We start from the raw sequence: 18,643 nt of genomic DNA, 5'->3' as shown, positions 1-18,643 counted from the left end.
TAGTCGGTGCCGTAGCCGTAGCCGTAGCCGTCGCCGGAGCCGGAGCCGGAGCCGTAGCCGGAGCCGTCGCCGTAGCCGTAGCCGTAGCCGGAGCCGTAGCCGTAGCCGTAGCCGGAGCCGGAGCCGTCGCCGTAGCCGGAGCCGTAGCCGTAGCCGTCGCCGTAGCCGGAGCTACTCAAAACGGTGTCCGGGGCTGCGCCCCGGACGAGTCTGAGTTCGGTTACTTCCACGGCGCCGCCTCCCAGGCCAAAACGGCGGCATCGGTCACCAGCGCGACGCTGGTGATGTCGCGCAGCTGCAGATCGACCGCCGGCCCGACACGGCAGGTCTTGCTCGGACCGGTCGCAGCAAGGCCAGCAAAGCCCTTCACGTCGGCGGACCAATACAGGCAGTTGCGCGCGGCCCGCAGGTTGATGATGTTGCCCTGCACGTCGGTCGCGTAACCAAAGAATACGCCGCGATGCTGCGTAGTAACCAGCACAGCCCGCTCTTTGTCGGGCGCCGAGCTTTCGGTTGACTTCCCTTCGGCCTTCTTGCGGTTCGGATGGTTGATCATCGGTCTTCTCTCCTGCCCCTGGACATCGCCGAGGCGCGCGATCCGGTGATTAGTTGCGATACATCCCCCGCCCGCCGCCCGCCTCGACGAGATCGCCGATCGCCGCCCCGATCAGCTCGCACGCGGTCGACAGGGCCGAAGCCACGAACACGATCACGCCGAACGCAAAGGCCGGGTGCAGGACGGACAGCATGTCAAAGGCGGCGTCGGCGGCGCTCATCGGCCGGCGCCCCGCTCTGCCCGGCGGAGCCGCGCCACATCAAATTGCTCGAGCGTCTCGCGCGGAAAGCCGGGGCACTCGCCGTAAGGCTCGGCGCGCGGATCGGCGGCGGGATCATCGGCGCGGCGCGTCGGAGGCTTGACGCGCAGCAGCGTGGCGACGCCGAGGGCCAGCGCCACAACGATCAGCGCGCCTGCGGCGATAGCCTGCAGAGCCGCAATCATCGGGCACCGCCTTCCGAGCCGGGAGCGGCGGGCAACTCGCCACCCCCGACTCGGCTATCGTCGGCAGTTGCAACACCAACCGACGAAAGGAATTGAAGATGACCTCCCAGCCCATCCGAGCCATGGGAATCCCCTGGTACGAACGCGACAGCTATGACCGCATCCTTCAGGTGATGCAGGATGCGCATGTGCTGCCCGCCACTTTCGAAGACTGGCAGCAGCTCGCCCGCAAAGTGGAGCGCACCGGCCAAAGCAGCGGAACGATCGTGGTCCGCGCCGTAATCAATCCGGATGAGTTCGTGGCCTGGTGCCGCGGCCGCCGCCTGAATGTCGACGCCGAGGCACGCATGACTTTCGCCAACGAGGCCGCCTACAAGGCCGCCATCAAGACGAAGTGAGCCGACGACGACCGTTGCGCTGGGGAGAGGAAGGCTGCGCATCACAGCACCTCGTCTTGTTGCTGTTCTGCGAGCCGCAGCAACTCCTTGGCGCGACGGCGGGTATCATTGAGGTCGAGCTGCTTGGCGTATTTGGAGAACCACTCGGGCCGAGCATCGCCCATCGCGGCGAACAGCACCTCGCGGCCGATCTCGCTCCGCAGCAGATCGACCAGCGCGCTCGCGCTCGGCTCGCTCTCCCCGCTCAGCCAGCGCTCCGCGGTGCGGTCGGAAACCTTGGTAAACCGACGAATGTTCAGGCCGGTTTTGCTCGGGAAAATCTTCCGCAATTCCCGCATGATGGCGGAAATCGACCGACAATGTTGACGGCTTTTACCGTCAGATGTGCGGAGCGCTGATTTGACGGAACTGTGCGATTTTGCTCGTTTCGTGCTCATGAAGCGGCCTGTTCCGATTGAGATACGTCAGACGTGGCGTCCGCCTTAGCGGCCACGATTTCAGCAAGCTCGCGCTCCAGCGCCTTCCGCGCCGGCCCACGGTTAGGAGGCCCTTGGGTCTCCCAGCGGTGAACAGTGCTTTGATCCACGCCGAACCGCTCTCCGAAAGCCGCTTGGCTTTCGCCGACCTTCTGCCTGGCATCGCGAATCATATGAGCGTCCATGACGTCACTATGCGTTTCGCATATTAAGGGTCAATGCCTAACGCATATTTTTCCTATGCATATTGCATTGATGAAAGAGCCCTTTGAACGCTTGCAGCAGGCCAGAAAAGAGGCCGGCTTCGCCGACGCGGCTGACGCCGCCGAGGCGCTTGGCATCCCGCTGCCGACCTATTTCGCCCACGAGAACGGAAGCCGCGGCCTATCGAGGTCCGGCAAGCGATACGCAGACTTCTTCAAAGTTTCGCTGGATTGGCTGGTCGGCGGAAAAGGCCCTGCCCGGCCAAAACAGGCCCGCGCCGAGCCAGCCAACGTCGTGCCGCTGGTCGGCTATGTCGGGGCCGGCGCCGAGACGCACTTCTTTGGCGAGGATGGACAGCTTGACGAGGTCAATGCGCCGGACGGGTCATCGGATTCGACTGTCGCAGTCGAGATCCGGGGGGACAGCCTGGGCACCTTCTTCGATCGCTGGCTGGTCTTTTATGACGACGTCCGGCGCCCCGTGACGACGGACCTCATCAATAAACTCTGCGTGGTCGGCCTGGATGACGGCCGCATCCTTATCAAGAAACTACAGAAGAGCCGGACGAAGGGCCACTTCCATCTACTCTCCCAAACAGAGCCGCCGATCTTCGATGCCAGGATTGAATGGGCAGCGAAGGTCAAGCACCTCGTGCCCCGATGATCGCTGCCCCTGGCAAGCCCGAAGATGAACTCCTACACCGCTTCCGCGCGGCGATCGACACTGGCGAGATACTTCGCGTGACCTACTTCGGCGGAAGCGCACCCGGATCGACGAGAGACATCCTCCCTCTCCAAGTTCTGCCGAACGGAATGCTTCGCGCAAAGTGCCTCACGGCCGGCCAAGCGAAAGTTTTCACCGCCTCGAAAATGCAATTAAATGAAGCCGGCACCGAGACTTACATCCTGCCAGCACTTCGCCATCCGACCTACACGTCGCTCGAGCAAGTTCGCGGAAAGGTCATCGAGACCGTCACCCTAACAGGGATGGTCCTCAAACTCGGCCCAGACGAACTCGGCTGCCTGCGCTTGTCCGTGCACAGGGTTGTCAAATCAACCGGCCGTCCATTGAAGGGGGCAGATGCATCCCTGACCTATAGTCCGACACAATGGGACATAGTCGCATCGGCAGACGGGAGCTTCGCGCGGTCAAACGAGCGGCAAAGCGCACGTCCCTATTGTCTGAGAGCGAAATGGATCAAGCAAAGCCTGACCTTCAAGGAGCTCGACACCGCCGCGCCTCGCTTCATCGACGCCCTTAAAAACAGACCAACGAAAACCTGAACGAGAATTATGCGTTTCGCATTGACGCGCCTATGCGAAACGCATAGTATTGTTTCACGTGAAATTCACGTGGGACGCTCCGATGGCGAGACAACTCCTCTTTCGAAACTCACTCCAGTGGGCATTCATTACTGAGGTCGGCGAAGGCTTTCCGCGCACCGCGGATCGGAAAGATCTTGGTGGTGACCACACCACGGTTACTTTCGATACGCAGCCCAAGCTCCTTCCCGTCTCGCATCGCGCTCACCATTGCAGATGTGGTCTTGAGCTGGATGGCGCGACCGCTCATCGCAGTGCCGAGGGTTTCGACGACCGGCTGCTTATCCACCCGCAGCTTGAATTTGAAGACGCCGCCGGGCGACGCTTCGTTCGGGTTGTCACCGAGATAGATCACAGCGATCGACAGCTGTTTCTGCAGGCACCGAACCGCCAGTGCCATCGTGTCTTCGGCGGTGACAGCGACGTAAGTGCCGCCATCGCCGAAACGATCCTCCTTGGCAGAGGCAGCCCAATCGCCAATGACCCGTTCATCGTAATCAGCACGCGCCGAGCCGGTCGCAAGCGAAGCTGCCACGACTCCCAACACAATCACCCTCCTCATCTGACCTCCCCATCCTTCAATCGGGGCGAGCATGCCATGCGGCATGCCCGCTCGCCAGTCCCAGCAACATGAGCAAGGAAATCACCATGCGTCGCTTCCCTCGCCCTGGCGTCCGCCGCCCGGCCCCGCCCTATGCGGCCGTGTCCAAACTGATCGACAGCGCCCTGACCCCGGCGCGGGCCAGCCTCGCCAGCAGCGCAGCTGTCAAGCGCATGGCCGAGGATATGCGCCAGGCCAGCCAGCGCGAAGGCGGCATCACCCGCGACGACCTCGCGCTGCTCGGCTGGACGTCCACGCAGATCGACGCGCACGCCGCTGCCGCCCGCGAGCTGGCGCAGTCGCTTGCCGGCCTGACGGCCTAGGGGGGTGGCAATGTCGAACCTTTTGCTTCCGGCCGCCGACCAGCCCTCCAGCAGGTCCCCAGGCGATATCGATCGTCAGATCGGCCGTCTCCTCAGGGCACGGCGCCATGCCGCCGGCCTAAGCTTGTGCGACCTCGCCGCCGCGATCGGCGTCAGCTATCAGCAGATGCAGAAATACGAGGCCGGAGCCAATCGCATCGCCGCCTCGCGGCTGGTGAGCATCGCCAGCCATCTCCGCACCGCCCCCGCCGACCTGCTGCCGGCCAGCGTGTAGGGGGCGGCGATGAGCACCAGCAAATCCTATCAGCACATCGACATCGATCAGGTCATCGCTTCCTGTAAGGAAGCGGCAGCTTCTGTTGCTCCGATGGCCAACGAAGACACCGCACGCGGCGTTCAAATCCGCCTGTTCCTCGCAATCAACGAGCAGCTAAGCATCGCGACCGCACGCGAGATCAATCGTCGGACCGACGTCGATCTGCAGTCCGCAGGTCTCTGCATGCTGCTGTCCGACATCATCTGCGATTTTGCCGAAGGGAGAGCCGGCGACACCGAGAGCGGAAGACCGGGTGGCAAGGTGACCCGCGCAATCACGCTCATGATGGTCCGAAACCTGGTCGAATTTATCAATCAGCGCATATCGAACAGCGCCAATGAGATCGCGAGGCACACCGTCACGATCGACCGTGGCAGCTGTCAGTAAGGGGACGAAGATGAACACCAACACACCCCACCAGCATAGTCCGATCGGATGGCTGATCACCTACGCAAGCGGTGCGGAACAATTCGTATTGCAGAAACCGACCGTCTGGCCGACACCGGACTGCAAAATCACCGAGCTCTACGATCATCCGCCCCAGGCGGCCGGCCGTCCGGCAAGCCAGCCCGATGATTTCGAAGCGATCGAAGCAGGCGGCGGCGCGCCGCCGATCCTCGCGTCGGCCCGCGTCATCCAGGCCAGGCGCATCGCTACGGTCATGAGCAGCATGGACTCTCATTCCCCTGACGAGACGTCGGCGATTAGTGAGCAAGCCGAGCGGGCATCCATCACCGGTAGTGAGCGCGCACGTCTTCTTGGGGAACTCCTGAAGGACGAAGCGGAGCGCCTGCGGAAGCTCGCTGACGAGATGGACCCGCCGGCTACGCCCGCTCCCGCCCAAGGTGAGAGCCTGATACTCCCTCGCAGACTGACCGCCGAGAATGGGGCAAAAGCCGCGCTTATTGCACTATCGCCGACTTCGCACGAGACCGACACCCGCACAGCAGCAAGCACGACGAATTGCGACGACATCCGCGCCACGCTCAAGGTGCAGGCCGCAACCCTGGCGAAGCTCCGCGAGTGGCACGACGAGTGGCGCGACCGCATGCGCTGTGCCGGCATCGCGCCCGATGTTTCCGAGGCGCACGGAAGCGCTCCCACTCCGCAAGCCACACCATCACCCGCGCCGCCGGCGCCGCGCGACGACGCGTAGCAACGGAGGTCGCGATGTTCTCTCAGGAAACACTCTTCAACCTCGCCACGATCCAGCTGGCTGCAATGGCGCTCGCTGCGCTGGTGCTGGCCGCGCCGTTCGACTTCAAACGCGGGAGGAAGCGGTGATCGCCAGAACGCCCCCGGACCAACAATTTGCTGCCGCCATGATCAAGCTCGGCAGCAATCTCGCACGCGTCGACGATGCCTTCACGGCGATGCGCACCGATGGTCTCGCGCTGATCGACGCATCGGACGCGCCTATCACGCTCGACGACATCGCCGCCGAAGACGCGATCCGTCGCTACACCTGGCTTGGCGGGCACGGCTGCAGTCAGGCAGTGCAGTCGCTCAAGGCCAACGGCGTCATCCTCGCCAAGGTGAAATCATGACCCCGGCCGATCACCGCGCATTGCACGCTTGGCAGATCAGCCGCGGCCTGCCGCTCACCGAACGCTACGAACTGATCGACAGGCTGCAGCCGGCGACGCCCCCGGCGCACACCATCACCCGCACCAACGCCGAAGCGCCGCCATGCCGCCCGTCCATCGACGCAGCCAGAACGACGGAGCAACGCTGATGCGCCCGACGAAGTGGACCCCGGACGAATTGAAGCTGTTGCCGGATCTGGCAAAGCGGGACGCCAGCAACGCCGAGCTGATCGCCGCGCTACCGCGCCATCGCCTCAGCACCATCAAGGCGCGCATCTATGCCGCAGGCCTGCGTCGCCCATCCGCCGTGCGCAAGTCCGTCCGCGAACGCCAGCGCGCACGCATGGAGCTCGCGAACGGCTACGTCATGCGCCGGCGCGCCGAGCTGAACGGCGCCGACCTCTCCAGCACCGTCAACCGCCTCGCCGCAGCTGCGGCGATCGAATGCATCGCTTACGCCGCCACCAACCTGGCGCCCGCTCCGCACCGGTCGCGAGAAGACGATCGGACCGCGCCGCCCGCCGGCAACATCCAGGCGATGGAGAGCTGACGACTCACACTCGCACTCACTCAGCGTGAGCACGAACGATGAGAGCCACGAAGATTGCTGACGCCATGAAGAACCGGCCGGCTGGCGCGAGGCGTTGCCGGCACAAGTGGCAACAAACGTCCGCCACCAGACGCGGTCGGAACACCACAGCAATGTGGCGGTGCGAGAAGTGCGGCGCGCACCGCTACACGTCGTCAACGTTCGTTAGCCAGGAGTGAACATGGACCGGATCATCAGTGAAATCATCGAGGAAGTGTCTGAACTCCCGGACCGGACTAGCCCGGCAGATCAACCAGATATGATGCTGGTAACGGCTGACGAACTTGAGGCTATTTTGCGAGATCGCCTCTCATTCGTGTTCAACGAGACCGCTCAAGCGGCATATCGAGTTTGCGCCGAAACTCGGCATGTCACGCTTGGTAGAAGCGCCGCGAATGCAATCAGAGCGATTGGCGGACTACCTCAAGAGCCTGATACGTGCCGGGTGTGGGACGATACTGCCAAGATGTACTTGTACCCGGGGACCTAAGCCAACCTCAATCATTTCGCAGGGGTGAACACGACGAGCCAGTCTAATCTCGCAGTTGCCGCAGCTGAGCTGGATCAGTTGCCGCCTGACGTTTTCTGGGTTCTCGCAAAAGGACGACTGCGGCCAGAGGAGCCACTGTGGGCGGTTAGGATAACTGACTTTGCGGGAGAGTCGATCCTGGACGTGGAAGGCGATGATCCAGCCGCGACCGTAAAGACTGCGAAGGAGAAGTTATTAGCGATCACTCGGAAGGATGCCGAACGGTGATGTACGAGCCCGGCGAAGGTCTCGGATCGCTGACGCCGCACTGCATAGTCTGCGGGTGCCGCGTACCGCAGATTGAATGCGCTCGGCACGGGCGAACCAGCGACGCCTGGGCAGTTCTTTACGAGAAATTTGCCGGCCTTCGGTTTTGGAGGTCGCTAGCACTCACCCCGAAGGACAGTCAGCCGTGAACCGCGACCACATCATCCGCAACATTGTGAACGCGTCACATGACATTGCGCGGTCGAAGTTTTTTAAAGACCGATACGCCGCGGCAGACGCGCTGCTGACCGAGATACAGAAGGCGCTTGCTCCTCCAAATAATGGGGAAGAGCGCTGCCGGACATGCGGACGCACCGACGCGGAATATCAGCAAACCGACTGGAGGTGCGCAGATCCCTGGCACGCCGATGCGCACCTGCGCGCGAAGTCGATCACTTACACTCAACGCGAGCACCAGCCATGATCCGCACGCACGAAGGCATCGCCAACGAGAGCAGCACGGCTTCGGGCGCCCGCCTTTGCATGAACTGCAACCTGGAGCCCTTGCACCGACCGCGGGCGAGGATCTGTCCAGCCTGTCACGCCGAAGCGGCCAACCGCAAGGCTGTGCGCGACAATGCCGCCGGGATCCGGCGGAGGGAGCTGCGCCAATTGGCGCAGCCGATCCGGCCGGAGACAACTCGGTGAGCCGCCCGGTACGCCCTGCCGTGATTCCACCCGGCACCTGGCCGGCCCGGATGCCGCCGGAGCTGGCGGCCGGCTATTGCGGAGAGCCGTCGGTTGAGGCTTTCTTGCGGCGGGTCGGGAGCGATTATCCGCAGCCCGACGTCAAGAAGGGCCGCCGCCGGCTATGGCTGAGGGAAACGCTCGACCGGGCCATCCGCCCGTCATCGCCTTTCGGTCCCGTGGCGGACGCCGCGCGGGATCTGTGACCGTGGAGCGCCCGCTCCCCCGCTTCGTCACCGCCAAGCCGCTGAAATCCGGCGCCACGGCCTACTACTGGACGCTTCCGAGCTACTACCGCAAGCAGGGCTGCACCCTTCACAAGGACCACGACACGGCCCTCGGCAGCGATTATGGGCACGCCTGCGGCGAAGACGGCCGCGGCGGCAAGGCCGCGGTGCTCAACGCCCTGTTCGACGAATGGGATCTGGCACGACTCGGCAGCGCCGAGGCGAAGACGGCAACGGACCTCGCGCCGTTCGGCACCGTCGACTGGCTGTTCCGCGCCTACATGGCCAGCACCGACTGGCGCGAGCGTGTTTCGCCGCGCACCCGGCCGGACCACGAGCGCACGATGCGAATGATCGGCGACCTGCGCGACAAGAAGGGCGGCCGCATCGGCGATCGCTTCGTCAGGGCGATTACGCCGGCGGCGGCCGACAAGCTCTACGAGCTGATCCGGGACACGCCGGTGCGCGCCGGCAAGGCGAAGCGACCGCGGACCGCCCTCAAGGCCGTCGTCACCTGCCGCCACGCCTGGCGCGTGGTGCGGCGGCTGTATCCGGACGTGTTCGATCGCGACACGCCGAACCCGTGGGAAGGCGTCGCGACGTCGTCCTACGTCCGCGAGGTGAAGCCGGCAGCGACCCGCGACGAGGTCTACACCTTCGCCTGGACGGCCGTGGCGGCCGGACATCCGGAGGCGGGCGCCGCGGCCGTCATCTGCTTCGAATGGCTGCAGCGGCCGGAGAACGTGCTGGCGGGATTCGTCCAGTGGGGCGGCTATCGCTCGCCGGCGGCGCCGACGCAGATCCGGATCGAGCACCACAAGACCGGCCGGATGGTGCTGCACCCGCTCGAGGAGGCAATCGGCGGCGAACGGGTTTTGTTCTACGCGGAAGCCGAGGAGATCCTCGCCAAGGTGCCGAAGCTGGGTTTCGGCATCGTCATGCGCCGGCTCAAAGGCAGCGGCGGCAAGCTGGGAGCGGTAGACAAGCACGATCCCTTCACGATGGGCCGCATTGTGCGCCGCATCCGAAAGGCCGCTGGCCTGCCCGACACCTTCACTCTCGACGCATGCCGGCACGGCGGCATGACCGAACTCGAGGAAGCCGAGCTCACCGACGGCCAGGGCCGCGCGCTGTCGGCGCACAGCTCAAAGGCTTACGAGGGATATGCCAAGCGTACCGCAAAGCGCGCCCTTGCGGCCACCCGAAAGCGGCACGCATATCGGGTCGCGGCAGGCGCCGGCGCCGCGCCGGAAGAACAAAACCAGGAGCCCATTTCAGAATGGGCAGCGGTTTCCATTTCAGAATGAGCCTTCGAACCGCCGGAACGCTGTTGCCTAACCGATTGATCCCATGTAGAAGTCCGGCCCGTTGGGGCCACGTGGCGGAGTGGTTACGCAACGGTCTGCAAAACCGTGTACACCAGTTCAATTCTGGTCGTGGCCTCCAACCAGCTCCGTGCGGCCGCCGCGCACCCCCTCTCCTCGTTCGCCAGCCATAGCCGAGCCGCCGCCGCTTTCCGGTGACCGGGCGTTTGGCCACGCTCATCCCTTCCCTCTCCATGATCCAGCTCGCCGCGGTTGCCCCTGTGGGAACAGCACGCCTTGCTTCGGGTTGAAGCCTGCCGCCACTTCGGCGCGGAGGCTTGGTTCGCATGACATTCAATCTCGGATTGCGCATTGGCGTGATCCTGCTCTCGACCTGCCTCGCAAGTGCGGCATGGGCCGCCGAGCTCACTCCCGACGCCATCAACGCGGCCGAACCGGCCAGCGCGCAGATCGAAGGCGACGAGCCCAGCCCGCTCGTCGTTCGCCTGCAGGTGCTGCTCGACCGCGCGCATTTCTCGCCGGGCGAGATCGATGGCCGGCTCGGCGAAAATGCCAAGAAGGCGCTGCGCGCCTATTCCGAGGCGCAGCAACTGCCGAGCAGCGACGTGGTCACCGACGAGCTGTGGCGGAAACTGGCGGCCGATGGCCGGCCCGTGCTGACGCGCTATACGCTGACCAAGAAGGATGTCGACGGGCCCTTCCTGAAAAAGCTGCCGGCCAAGCTGGAGGCGATGAAGTCGCTGCCGCGGCTGGCCTACACCAGCGCGCAGGAAGCGCTCGCCGAGAAATTCCACATGAGCCAGGGGCTGCTCGCGACGCTCAATCCGGGCCAACGCTTCAAGCGTGCCGGCGAGACCATCACGGTGATCGACATCGCCCCGGCGGTGCCGGAGACCGTCAAGGCGCAGCGGATCGAGGTCGACAAGACGCGGCAGACCGTCAAGGCGTTCGACGACACAAATCGGCTGATCGCATTCTATCCGGCGACGGTGGGAAGCGAAGACAAGCCGTCGCCCAGCGGCACGCTGAAGGTCACCGAAGTCAGCCCCAACCCGACCTACGGGTACAATCCGGACTACAAATTCAAAGGCGTGAAGACGACAAAACCGTTCGAGATCAAGCCGGGACCGAACAACCCGGTGGGCACGATGTGGATCGGCCTTTCCGAACAGGGTTACGGCATCCACGGCACGCCCGAGCCGAGCCACGTGTCGAAGGCCGAGTCCCACGGCTGCGTCCGGCTGACCAACTGGGACGCGCAACGGATTGCCGCCCTGGTGGGCAAAGGCACGCCGGTCGAGTTCACCGACGCGCGCTGATGCGCAAGCCGGCGCGCACCTACCCGGTCACGCCCGACGGCCGTTACTTCGTGGTGAAGGGCCGGCTGTGGCGATGCGCCGACCCGTCGCTGTCCGAGGCCAATAAGGCGGCTCTGGTCTCCTCGCTGATGCGCGCGCGCCGCGCTGTAAAGACCGCAAAGGATTCTGGCGATCAGATTGCCGAAGCAACCGCGCATCGCGCCGTCGACGCCGCCAAGCGCGACCTCGGCGAACGCGGTCCTGTGTGGTGGACCGACGGCGCGCCTGACTACAATCGGCACTTGGCGAAGAATACGCCCTACGCGAAGTGGTACGCGGCCTTAGCCACGACCGGCGGACAATGAGCCATAATATCTCTTCGCCTATTCCGGCCGGCCGGCATGCGGACCGTCATCGCGAGGAGCGAACCGACGAGGCAATCCAGAGCCGTGGACTGCGCCTCTGGATTGCTTCGCTTCGCTCGCAATGACGGAAAGGACTTGAAGCGCGGCGCGCGACTAAAGCTTCTTCCGCCGCCAGTCCTTCTTCTTCGGCTTCGGGGCCAATTCCGGCATCTCGGACTGGACCTCGCGGAAGCGGGCCAGCATGCGGTCGAAGGCGGCGAGCAGCGTGGTTTCGATGTCGGGGCGCTTCTGCAGCCGGCTGAGCAGCAGCGCGGCGGCCTCCAGCGTCGACAGGCCGTCGCGGCGGGGCTCCTTGCGCAGCTTGCCGTAGCGCGACGGCGCCGCCGGATCGAGAATGACGCGCTGGCATTTCAGCATCCAGGCGTTGCGCCACCACAGCGCCTTGGCTTGGCTCCAGGTGCCGTCGAGCAGGATCACGCCCTCAATGTCGCGCAGAATGCCATCCTGATGCGGCTCGGCCTCGCCCTTGCGATCGATCGCGACGATCTCGCGGTCCTGCGTCAGGTCGGCGGCACGCGCCGAGCCGAGATACAGCACCGCCCAACGCGACGGATCGTGCACCGTCCGCCCCAGCGCTTTCGACAAGCTCGGCCACGACAGCCCGACCTTGACGACGGCGTCCTTGAAATGTTGCGCGGTGAGCCGCGCGGTGCCGAGGGCGCGGTCCTGCTCCTGCGGATGTTGCAGGATCAGCAGCTGGACGCGGCTCTTGAGCGGCTCCACGCTGTCGCAGATGCACAGCGGCAGCGGCTTTCCGCAGCGATCGCACTCGGGAATCACCTCGCCGAGCGGCGCCTCGTTGGATACGTGATCGGTCGCCATTGTGTTACTCCGCCGGTACGGCGACCGGCGCGGGCCCGCGCCGCCGTCGCATCCGGTCGATCAGTAGATAGATCACCGGCGTCGTGTACAGCGTCAGAATCTGCGACACGAACAATCCGCCGATGATGGTGATGCCGAGCGGCCGCCGCAGCTCGGTGCCCGGCCCGACCGCCACGACCAGCGGAATCGCGGCGAACAGCGCCGCCAGCGTCGTCATCAGAATCGGACGGAAGCGGACGATGCAGGCCTCGTAGATCGCGTCAGCGGACGACATGCCGCGCTCGCGTTCGGCCTCGAGGGCGAAGTCGACCATCATGATTCCGTTCTTCTTGACGATGCCGATCAGCATGATGATGCCAACGAACGCGATCACCGTCAGCTGCGTGCCGGTCACTTGCAGCGCCAGCAGCGCGCCGAGCCCCGCCGACGGCAACGTCGAAATGATAGTCAGCGGGTGCGCCAGGCTCTCGTAGAGCACGCCGAGCACGATGTACATCGCAATCAAGGAGAACAGGATCAGCAGCGGCTGCTTGCTAGAGGTCTGCCCGAGCGCGCCGGCATTGCCCTCGAAACCGCCGCGGATCCCCTCCGGCATGTGCAGTTCGTCGACCGCGCGCTGGATGTTCTCGGTCGCTGTTGCCAGCGGCACGTCGGGCAGCAGGTTGAACGACACCGTGGTCGACGGAATCGATTGCGAGTGAAACACCGCCAGCGGCGACAGCCCGCGTTTGGCGTGCACCACCGCCGACAGCGGGACCTGCGCGCCATTGTCGCCGGCAACGAAGATATGATCCAGATCGGTCGGGTCGTTCTGGAATTTCGGATCGATCTCGAGCACGACCTTGTATTGATTGCGCTGGGTATACAGCGTCACGATCTGCCGCTGCGAGAATGCGTTGTTGAGCGCGTTGTCGATATCCTGCACCGCGACGCCGAGCCGCGACGCCATGTTGCGGTCGATCGACAGCGTCAGTTCGAGCCCGCCGTCGTCGCGGTCGCTGGAAACGTCGGTGATGCCCTCGACCGTCTGCAATCGTTTGGAGACGATCGGCGCCCATTTCTGCAGCAAATCGAGATCGGGGCTGGAGATGGTGTACTGAAAATCGGAATCGCTCTGCCGCCCGCCGGCACGCAGATCCTGGGCCGCGAACATGAACAGCCGGATGCCGGCGACGTTGCCGAGCTGGCGCCGCAGCCGGTCGATCACCTGCTGCGTATCGACACCCGGGCGTTCCGCGGTCGGCTTGAGGTTGATGAACATCGTGCCGCGATTGCTGCCTCCGCCGCCGGGTCCGCCGCCCCCGCCCAGCACCGAGCCGACGCCGGCGACTGCCGGGTCCGCCATCACGATGTCGGCGATCTCCTCCTGCAGCTTGCGCATCGACTGAAACGAGGTGTCGGCCGAGGCCCGGGTCGCGCCGATCACGAAACCGGAATCGTCGATCGGAAACAGCCCCTTCGGCACCTTGACGTAGAGCGTCACGGTCAGCGCGATGGTGGCGAAGAAAACCAGCATCGTCAGGCCCGGGAAGCCCAGCACCGCGCGCAGCGTCCAGGCGTAGAAGCCGACGATCCGGTTCAGCGTGCCCTCGACGACGCGATCGATCCAGCGCGGCTTCCGATGCAACGTCTCGGCTTTGATGAAATGTGCGCAGATCATCGGCGTCACGGTCAGCGACACCACGGTCGAGACGGCGATCGCATAAACCAGCGTCAGCGAGAATTCGCGCAGCAGCCGGCCGACGATGCCGTCCATGAAAATTAGCGGCGCGAACGCCGCGACCAGCGACAGGCTGATCGACAGCACGGTGAACCCGATCTGCCGGGCGCCGAGCCGCGCCGCCTGCATCGGCTCGATGCCTTGTTCGAGATTGCGGTACATGTTCTCGATCATCACGATCGCATCGTCGACGACGAAGCCGACCGCGATCGCCAGCGCCATCAGCGACAGATTGTTGATCGAGAATCCGGTCAGCCACATCCCGGCGCAGGTGCCGGCCAGCGCCAGCGGCACCGACACGCCGGCCGCGATCGTCGGGGTCAGCCGGCGCAGGAACGTCAGCACCACCACCATCACCAGCACGGCGGTCGCCAGCAGCGTCCACAGCATGTCGTCGACGCTGGCGCGGATCGTGCCGGTGCGGTCGGTCACCACCGAAATCTCGACCGCCGCCGGAATCCACTGCTTCAGCTCCGGCACCAGCGCCTTCACCCGGTCGACCGTTTCGATGACGTTGGCGTCACCCTGCTTGGTGATCTGGATCAGCACCGCCGGCTGCTTGTTGTACCAGGCGATCTGCCGGCTGTTGCGGGTGGCGTCGGACACGGTGGCAACGTCCGACAGCCGCAGCGTGTTGCCGCCCGTGCTCTTGATGACGATGTCGCGGAATTCAGAGGCGGTCCGCATCTGCCGGTTGGTGGAGATCGTCTCGCTCTGCCGGCCGCCGTCGAAGATGCCGACCGGGCCGACCGGATTGGCGTTGACGATCGCGTTGCGCACGTCATCAGTCGCGACGCCCGCATTCGACAGCGCCACCGGGTTGAGCGCGATCCGCACCGCGGGCTGATCGGCGCCCGACACGGTGACGTCGCCGACGCCCGGCACCTGGGAAATCCGCTGCAGCAGCACGGTGTCGGCGACGTCGTAAATCGCGCTCGCCGACATCGTCTTCGAGGTCAGCGCCAGGATGAACACCGGCGCCGCCGCGGAGTTGAACTTGCGGAAGTTCGGCAGTGCCGGCAGATCGGTCGGCAGGTCGCTGACCGAAGCGTTGATCGCGGCCTGAACATCGCGCGCGGCCTTGTCGATGCTGCGGCCGAGCGAGAACTGCAGCTGGATCCGCGTCGTCCCGAGCGAACTGGTCGAGGTGATCTGCTCCAGCCCGGCGATTTCGCCGAGCCGCCGCTCCAGCGGAGCCGCCACCGTCGCGGCCATCACCGAGGGCGCCGCGCCCGGCCGCGACGCCGACACCATCACCATCGGAAAATCGACGTTGGGGATCGACGCCACAGGCAGGAACGCATAGGCGACGATGCCGAGCAGGAACAGCCCGATCGCCAGCAGCGTGGTGCCGACCGGTCGCGCGATGAACGGGTCGGACATCGAGGCCATTACGGCGTCTCCCGCGCCGGCCCCGCCAGCGGCGGCGACGGCGTCGCCGGCGGCACCGCGCGCTCGAAGCGCCGGTTGATGCGGTCGAGCGCGAGATAGATCACCGGCGTGGTGTACAGCGTCAGCAACTGGCTAAGCAGCAGGCCGCCGATGATCGAGATGCCGAGCGGAAACCGCAGTTCGGAGCCTGTGCCGCTTTCGACCGCGAGCGGCAGCGCGCCGAACAGCGCCGCCAGCGTGGTCATCATGATCGGACGGAAACGCAGCAGGCAGGCCTGCACGATCGCGTCGTAAGACGACATCCCCTTGTGCCGCTCCGCCTCGAGGGCGAAGTCGATCATCATGATGGCGTTCTTCTTGACGATGCCCATCAACAGGATGATGCCGATCAGCCCGATCACCGACAGATCCTGCCCGAACAGCATGAGCGCCAGGATCGCGCCGACGCCGGCCGACGGCAGCGTCGACAGAATGGTGATCGGGTGGATGAAGCTCTCATACAGCACGCCGAGCACGATATAGATCGTCACCAGCGCGGCGAGGATCAGCCACGGCTGGCCGGACAATGACTTCGCGAATTCGGCGGCATCGCCGTAGAACACGCCGACGATGCTGCTCGGCATTCCGATCCGCGTCTCGATCACCTTGATCTCGTTCACCGCGTCGCCGAGCGAGGCGTCGGGCGCGAGGTTGAAGCTGAGCGCGACCGATGGGAACTGTGCCTGATGCGAGATCGACAGCGGCGCGGTAGTTCGCTTCAGCTCGGCGACCGCCGAGATCGGCACCTGCCCGCCGCTGCCCGGCACGTAAAGCTTCGACAGGATCGACGGATCCTTCTGGTAGATCGGCATCGCCTCGAGCACGACGCGATACTGATTGGCCTGACCGTAGATCGTCGAGATCTGGCGCTGCGCGAAGGCGTCGTTGAGAGTGTCGTTGACCGCCTGGATGCTGACGCCAAGCTGCCCGGCGCGCTGCCGGTTGATGTCGAGTTGGGCCCGCAGGCCGCCCTCCTGCGCCTCCGACGAGACGTCGCGGAACAAAGGATCGTCACGTAGCTCGCTGACCAGCTTCTTGGCCCATTCCGACAACTGCGCCGCGTCGGTCGCAGTCAGCGTGTACTGATATTGCGAGCGGCTCGCCTGGGTCGAGATCTGGACGTCCTGCACGGCCTGGAAGTACACGGTCATGCCCGGGATCGGCGCCACGCGCTGCTTCAGCCGCTCGATCACCTGGGAGACGTCGGCCTTGCGTTCGCCGCGCGGTTTCAGCGTCATCACCAGCCGCCCGACATTTGGGGTGGCGTTGACCGAGCCTGCGCCGACCACCGACACCACGCCGACCACGTCGGGATCGGCCTTGATCGCGTCGGCGGCCTGGCTCTGCCGCGCCTGCATCTCGGTGAACGACACGTCCTGGCCGGCTTCCGTCACCGCGGTGATCGAGGCGGTGTCCTGCAGCGGCAGGAAGCCCTTCGGCGCCACCACGTAGAGGATCAGCGTGGCCGCGATCGTCAGGAACGTCACCACCAGCGTCGCCGGCTGATGCTTCAGCACCCACAGCAGGCTGCGGTGATAAGCCTCGGCGCCGCGGTCGATCCAGCCGCTGATGGTGGCGAGGCCGGGGATCTGCCGCTCTTCGTGAGCGTGCTTGAGCAGCCGCGAGCACATCATCGGGGTCAGCGTCAGCGACACGATCGCGGACGTCACCACCGCGATGGTCAGCGTCAGCGCGAATTCGCGGAACATCCGGCCGACCAGCCCGGACATGAACAGCAGCGGGATGAACACCGCGATCAGCGACATCGTCAGCGAGATCACGGTGAAGCCGATTTCCGAGGCGCCTGACAGCGCCGCCTGCATCGGGTTCTCACCGTCCTCCATGTGGCGGACGATGTTCTCGATCATCACGATGGCGTCGTCGACGACGAAGCCGGTGCCGATCGTCAGCGCCATCAGCGACAGATTGTCGAGGCTGAAGCCGGCGAAATACATCACGCCGAACGAGGTGATCAGCGACAGCGGCAGCGCCACCCCCGCAATGATCGTCGCCCGCATCGAGCGCAGGAACAACAGCACCACCAGCGTCACCAGCCCGACGCTGAGCAGCAGCGTGAACTGCACGTCGTTGACCGACGCGCGGATCGTCTCGGTGCGGTCGCTGACCACGGTGAGCTTGACGCCGGCCGGCACGATCTTCTGGAGCTTCGGGATCTCGGCGCGGATGCCGCGGACCACCTCGATGACGTTGGCGCCCGGCTGGCGCTGAATGTCGAGAACGACCGCCGGCGTGCCTTGGTACCAGGCGCCGGTGCGGTTGTTTTCAAGTCCGTCGAGAATCTGCGCGACGTCGCCGATCGTCACCGGCGAGCCGTTGCGATACGCCACGATGATCGGCTTGTAGGCGTCGGCCGCGTTGATCTGGTCGTTGGCCGCGATGGTGTAGGACTGCTGCGCGCCGTCGAGCGAACCCTTCGGGCCCGACACGTTGGCGCTGGCGATCGCCGTACGCAGATCCTCCATCGAGATCCCGTAGGCGGCCAGCCGGGCGAGATCCGCCTGCACCCGCACGGCCGGCTTCAACCCGCCGAGCACCGAGACCCGGCCGACGCCGCTGATCTGGGCGAGCCGCTGCGACAGGATGGTGTCGGCGATGTCGCTCATCGCCCGCAGCGACATCGTGGTCGAGGTCAGCGCCACCGTCAGCACCGCGGCATCGGCCGGGTTCACCTTGGCGTAGGTCGGCGGGTACGGCAGGTTCTTCGGCAGGATGCCGGCGGCGGCGTTGATCGCCGCCTGGACGTCCTGCGTCGCGCCGTCGATGTCGCGGTTGAGGTCGAACTGCAGCGACACCTGGCTGACGCCGAACGACGACGTCGACGTCATCGCCGTCAGCGACGGAATTTGGCCGAGCTGCCGCTCCAGCGGCGCGGTGATCAGCGCCGCCACCACGTCCGGGCTTGCGCCCGGCAGTTGGGTCGACACCTGCACGGTCGGGAAGTCGACCTGCGGCAGCGCCGACACCGGCAGCGACAAATAGCCGAGCACGCCGCCGATCAGCAGCGCCACGCCGAGCAGCGAGGTCGCGATCGGGCGCCGGATGAACGGCTCGGACACGCTCATGAAAGCAACCTCAT

At 65.1% G+C, this 18,643-nt stretch carries 23 protein-coding genes and 1 tRNA gene; 16 read left to right on the top strand and 8 right to left on the bottom strand.

Translation table 11 applies throughout. The features are described 5' to 3' along the window. Positions 1 to 220: 220 nt before the first annotated feature. The 3 genes from LPW26_RS03415 to LPW26_RS03405 are packed head-to-tail and all read right to left on the bottom strand — an operon-like array spanning position 221 to position 1,000. Positions 221 to 556, bottom strand: coding sequence for a DUF6948 domain-containing protein (locus LPW26_RS03415; RefSeq protein WP_238732863.1), 336 nt, complete (start codon positions 554 to 556; stop codon positions 221 to 223). Positions 557 to 605: 49 nt separating this feature from the next. Beyond that, the gene (locus LPW26_RS03410) at positions 606 to 776 is read right to left on the bottom strand and encodes a hypothetical protein (protein ID WP_238732862.1); all 171 of its coding nucleotides are present in this window, start codon (positions 774 to 776) and stop codon (positions 606 to 608) included. Further along, positions 773 to 1,000 (bottom strand): hypothetical protein, encoded by a 228-nt coding sequence (locus LPW26_RS03405; RefSeq protein WP_238732861.1) that lies wholly within the window; start codon positions 998 to 1,000, stop codon positions 773 to 775. Before LPW26_RS03405 ends, LPW26_RS03410 begins: the two co-directional genes overlap by 4 nt. A gap of 98 nt (positions 1,001 to 1,098) precedes the next feature. Between LPW26_RS03405 and LPW26_RS03400 the strand changes: the two genes are divergently transcribed. After that, positions 1,099 to 1,398, top strand: coding sequence for a hypothetical protein (locus LPW26_RS03400; RefSeq protein WP_238732860.1), 300 nt, complete (start codon positions 1,099 to 1,101; stop codon positions 1,396 to 1,398). 41 nt (positions 1,399 to 1,439) lie between these two features. Here the strand turns inward: LPW26_RS03400 and LPW26_RS03395 are convergent, their stop codons facing one another. After that, positions 1,440 to 1,835, bottom strand: coding sequence for a hypothetical protein (locus tag LPW26_RS03395; protein ID WP_238732859.1), 396 nt, complete (start codon positions 1,833 to 1,835; stop codon positions 1,440 to 1,442). A 279-nt stretch (positions 1,836 to 2,114) separates the two neighbouring features. On the opposite strand from LPW26_RS03395, the gene LPW26_RS03390 reads away from it, so the two are divergent. Together LPW26_RS03390 and LPW26_RS03385 are read left to right on the top strand one after the other, a co-directional pair. Beyond that, positions 2,115 to 2,741, top strand: a complete 627-nt coding sequence (locus LPW26_RS03390) for a S24 family peptidase (protein WP_238732858.1) — start codon at positions 2,115 to 2,117, stop codon at positions 2,739 to 2,741. After that, a complete protein-coding gene (locus LPW26_RS03385) occupies positions 2,738 to 3,361 on the top strand; it encodes a hypothetical protein (RefSeq protein WP_238732857.1) in 624 nt (207 codons plus the stop codon). Before LPW26_RS03390 ends, LPW26_RS03385 begins: the two co-directional genes overlap by 4 nt. Positions 3,362 to 3,470: 109 nt before the next feature. On the opposite strand, the gene LPW26_RS03380 is transcribed toward LPW26_RS03385, so the two are convergent. Continuing rightward, positions 3,471 to 3,962, bottom strand: coding sequence for a hypothetical protein (locus LPW26_RS03380; protein WP_238732856.1), 492 nt, complete (start codon positions 3,960 to 3,962; stop codon positions 3,471 to 3,473). 86 nt (positions 3,963 to 4,048) lie between these two features. Between LPW26_RS03380 and LPW26_RS03375 the strand changes: the two genes are divergently transcribed. The 13 genes from LPW26_RS03375 (at position 4,049) to LPW26_RS03315 (ending at position 11,513) form a co-directional block, all read left to right on the top strand. Continuing rightward, positions 4,049 to 4,324: a hypothetical protein gene (locus tag LPW26_RS03375; RefSeq protein WP_238732855.1), complete on the top strand. Its 276-nt coding sequence runs from the start codon at positions 4,049 to 4,051 to the stop codon at positions 4,322 to 4,324. Positions 4,325 to 4,334: 10 nt separating this feature from the next. After that, complete coding sequence (locus tag LPW26_RS03370; protein ID WP_238732854.1) at positions 4,335 to 4,598, top strand: helix-turn-helix domain-containing protein; 264 nt, start codon at positions 4,335 to 4,337, stop codon at positions 4,596 to 4,598. A 9-nt stretch (positions 4,599 to 4,607) separates the two neighbouring features. Next, positions 4,608 to 5,027, top strand: a complete 420-nt coding sequence (locus LPW26_RS03365) for a hypothetical protein (RefSeq protein ID WP_238732853.1) — start codon at positions 4,608 to 4,610, stop codon at positions 5,025 to 5,027. Positions 5,028 to 5,037: 10 nt separating this feature from the next. After that, positions 5,038 to 5,796 (top strand): hypothetical protein, encoded by a 759-nt coding sequence (locus LPW26_RS03360; RefSeq protein WP_238732852.1) that lies wholly within the window; start codon positions 5,038 to 5,040, stop codon positions 5,794 to 5,796. Positions 5,797 to 5,920: 124 nt separating this feature from the next. Beyond that, positions 5,921 to 6,187, top strand: a complete 267-nt coding sequence (locus tag LPW26_RS03355; protein WP_238732851.1) for a hypothetical protein — start codon at positions 5,921 to 5,923, stop codon at positions 6,185 to 6,187. Beyond that, positions 6,184 to 6,375, top strand: a complete 192-nt coding sequence (locus LPW26_RS03350) for a hypothetical protein (RefSeq protein ID WP_238732850.1) — start codon at positions 6,184 to 6,186, stop codon at positions 6,373 to 6,375. The genes LPW26_RS03355 and LPW26_RS03350 overlap by 4 nt, the downstream gene beginning before the upstream one ends. After that, positions 6,375 to 6,776 carry a hypothetical protein gene (locus tag LPW26_RS03345; protein WP_238732849.1) on the top strand — a complete coding sequence of 134 codons (402 nt, stop codon included), beginning with the start codon at positions 6,375 to 6,377 and terminating at the stop codon, positions 6,774 to 6,776. The genes LPW26_RS03350 and LPW26_RS03345 overlap by 1 nt, the downstream gene beginning before the upstream one ends. Before the next feature lie 220 nt (positions 6,777 to 6,996). Beyond that, positions 6,997 to 7,305, top strand: a complete 309-nt coding sequence (locus LPW26_RS03340; protein ID WP_238732848.1) for a hypothetical protein — start codon at positions 6,997 to 6,999, stop codon at positions 7,303 to 7,305. Positions 7,306 to 7,756: 451 nt separating this feature from the next. Beyond that, entirely contained in the window at positions 7,757 to 8,035 is a 279-nt protein-coding gene (locus tag LPW26_RS03335; protein WP_238732847.1) for a hypothetical protein, read from the top strand. Positions 8,036 to 8,506: 471 nt separating this feature from the next. After that, on the top strand, positions 8,507 to 9,832 hold the full coding sequence (locus LPW26_RS03330) for a hypothetical protein (protein ID WP_238732846.1): 1,326 nt from the start codon (positions 8,507 to 8,509) through the stop codon (positions 9,830 to 9,832). A gap of 65 nt (positions 9,833 to 9,897) precedes the next feature. Beyond that, positions 9,898 to 9,971, top strand: a tRNA-Cys gene (locus tag LPW26_RS03325). Positions 9,972 to 10,176: 205 nt separating this feature from the next. After that, positions 10,177 to 11,169 carry a L,D-transpeptidase family protein gene (locus LPW26_RS03320; RefSeq protein ID WP_238732845.1) on the top strand — a complete coding sequence of 331 codons (993 nt, stop codon included), beginning with the start codon at positions 10,177 to 10,179 and terminating at the stop codon, positions 11,167 to 11,169. Further along, positions 11,169 to 11,513: a hypothetical protein gene (locus LPW26_RS03315; RefSeq protein ID WP_238732844.1), complete on the top strand. Its 345-nt coding sequence runs from the start codon at positions 11,169 to 11,171 to the stop codon at positions 11,511 to 11,513. The genes LPW26_RS03320 and LPW26_RS03315 overlap by 1 nt, the downstream gene beginning before the upstream one ends. Before the next feature lie 153 nt (positions 11,514 to 11,666). On the opposite strand, the gene LPW26_RS03310 is transcribed toward LPW26_RS03315, so the two are convergent. From LPW26_RS03310 to LPW26_RS03300, 3 genes are read right to left on the bottom strand one after another with little or no spacing between them, the layout of a single operon-like run. Beyond that, entirely contained in the window at positions 11,667 to 12,395 is a 729-nt protein-coding gene (locus tag LPW26_RS03310; RefSeq protein WP_238732843.1) for a tRNA-uridine aminocarboxypropyltransferase, read from the bottom strand. A 4-nt stretch (positions 12,396 to 12,399) separates the two neighbouring features. After that, positions 12,400 to 15,507 carry an efflux RND transporter permease subunit gene (locus tag LPW26_RS03305; RefSeq protein WP_238732842.1) on the bottom strand — a complete coding sequence of 1,036 codons (3,108 nt, stop codon included), beginning with the start codon at positions 15,505 to 15,507 and terminating at the stop codon, positions 12,400 to 12,402. Then, positions 15,507 to 18,629, bottom strand: coding sequence for an efflux RND transporter permease subunit (locus tag LPW26_RS03300; protein WP_238732841.1), 3,123 nt, complete (start codon positions 18,627 to 18,629; stop codon positions 15,507 to 15,509). Before LPW26_RS03300 ends, LPW26_RS03305 begins: the two co-directional genes overlap by 1 nt. Between the last annotated feature and the right edge of the window lie 14 nt (positions 18,630 to 18,643).

It is taken from the genome of Rhodopseudomonas infernalis, assembly GCF_022271405.1.
GTDB classification, from domain to species: domain Bacteria; phylum Pseudomonadota; class Alphaproteobacteria; order Rhizobiales; family Xanthobacteraceae; genus Rhodopseudomonas; species Rhodopseudomonas infernalis.
This window is presented reverse-complemented; position numbering and strand designations above follow the sequence as displayed.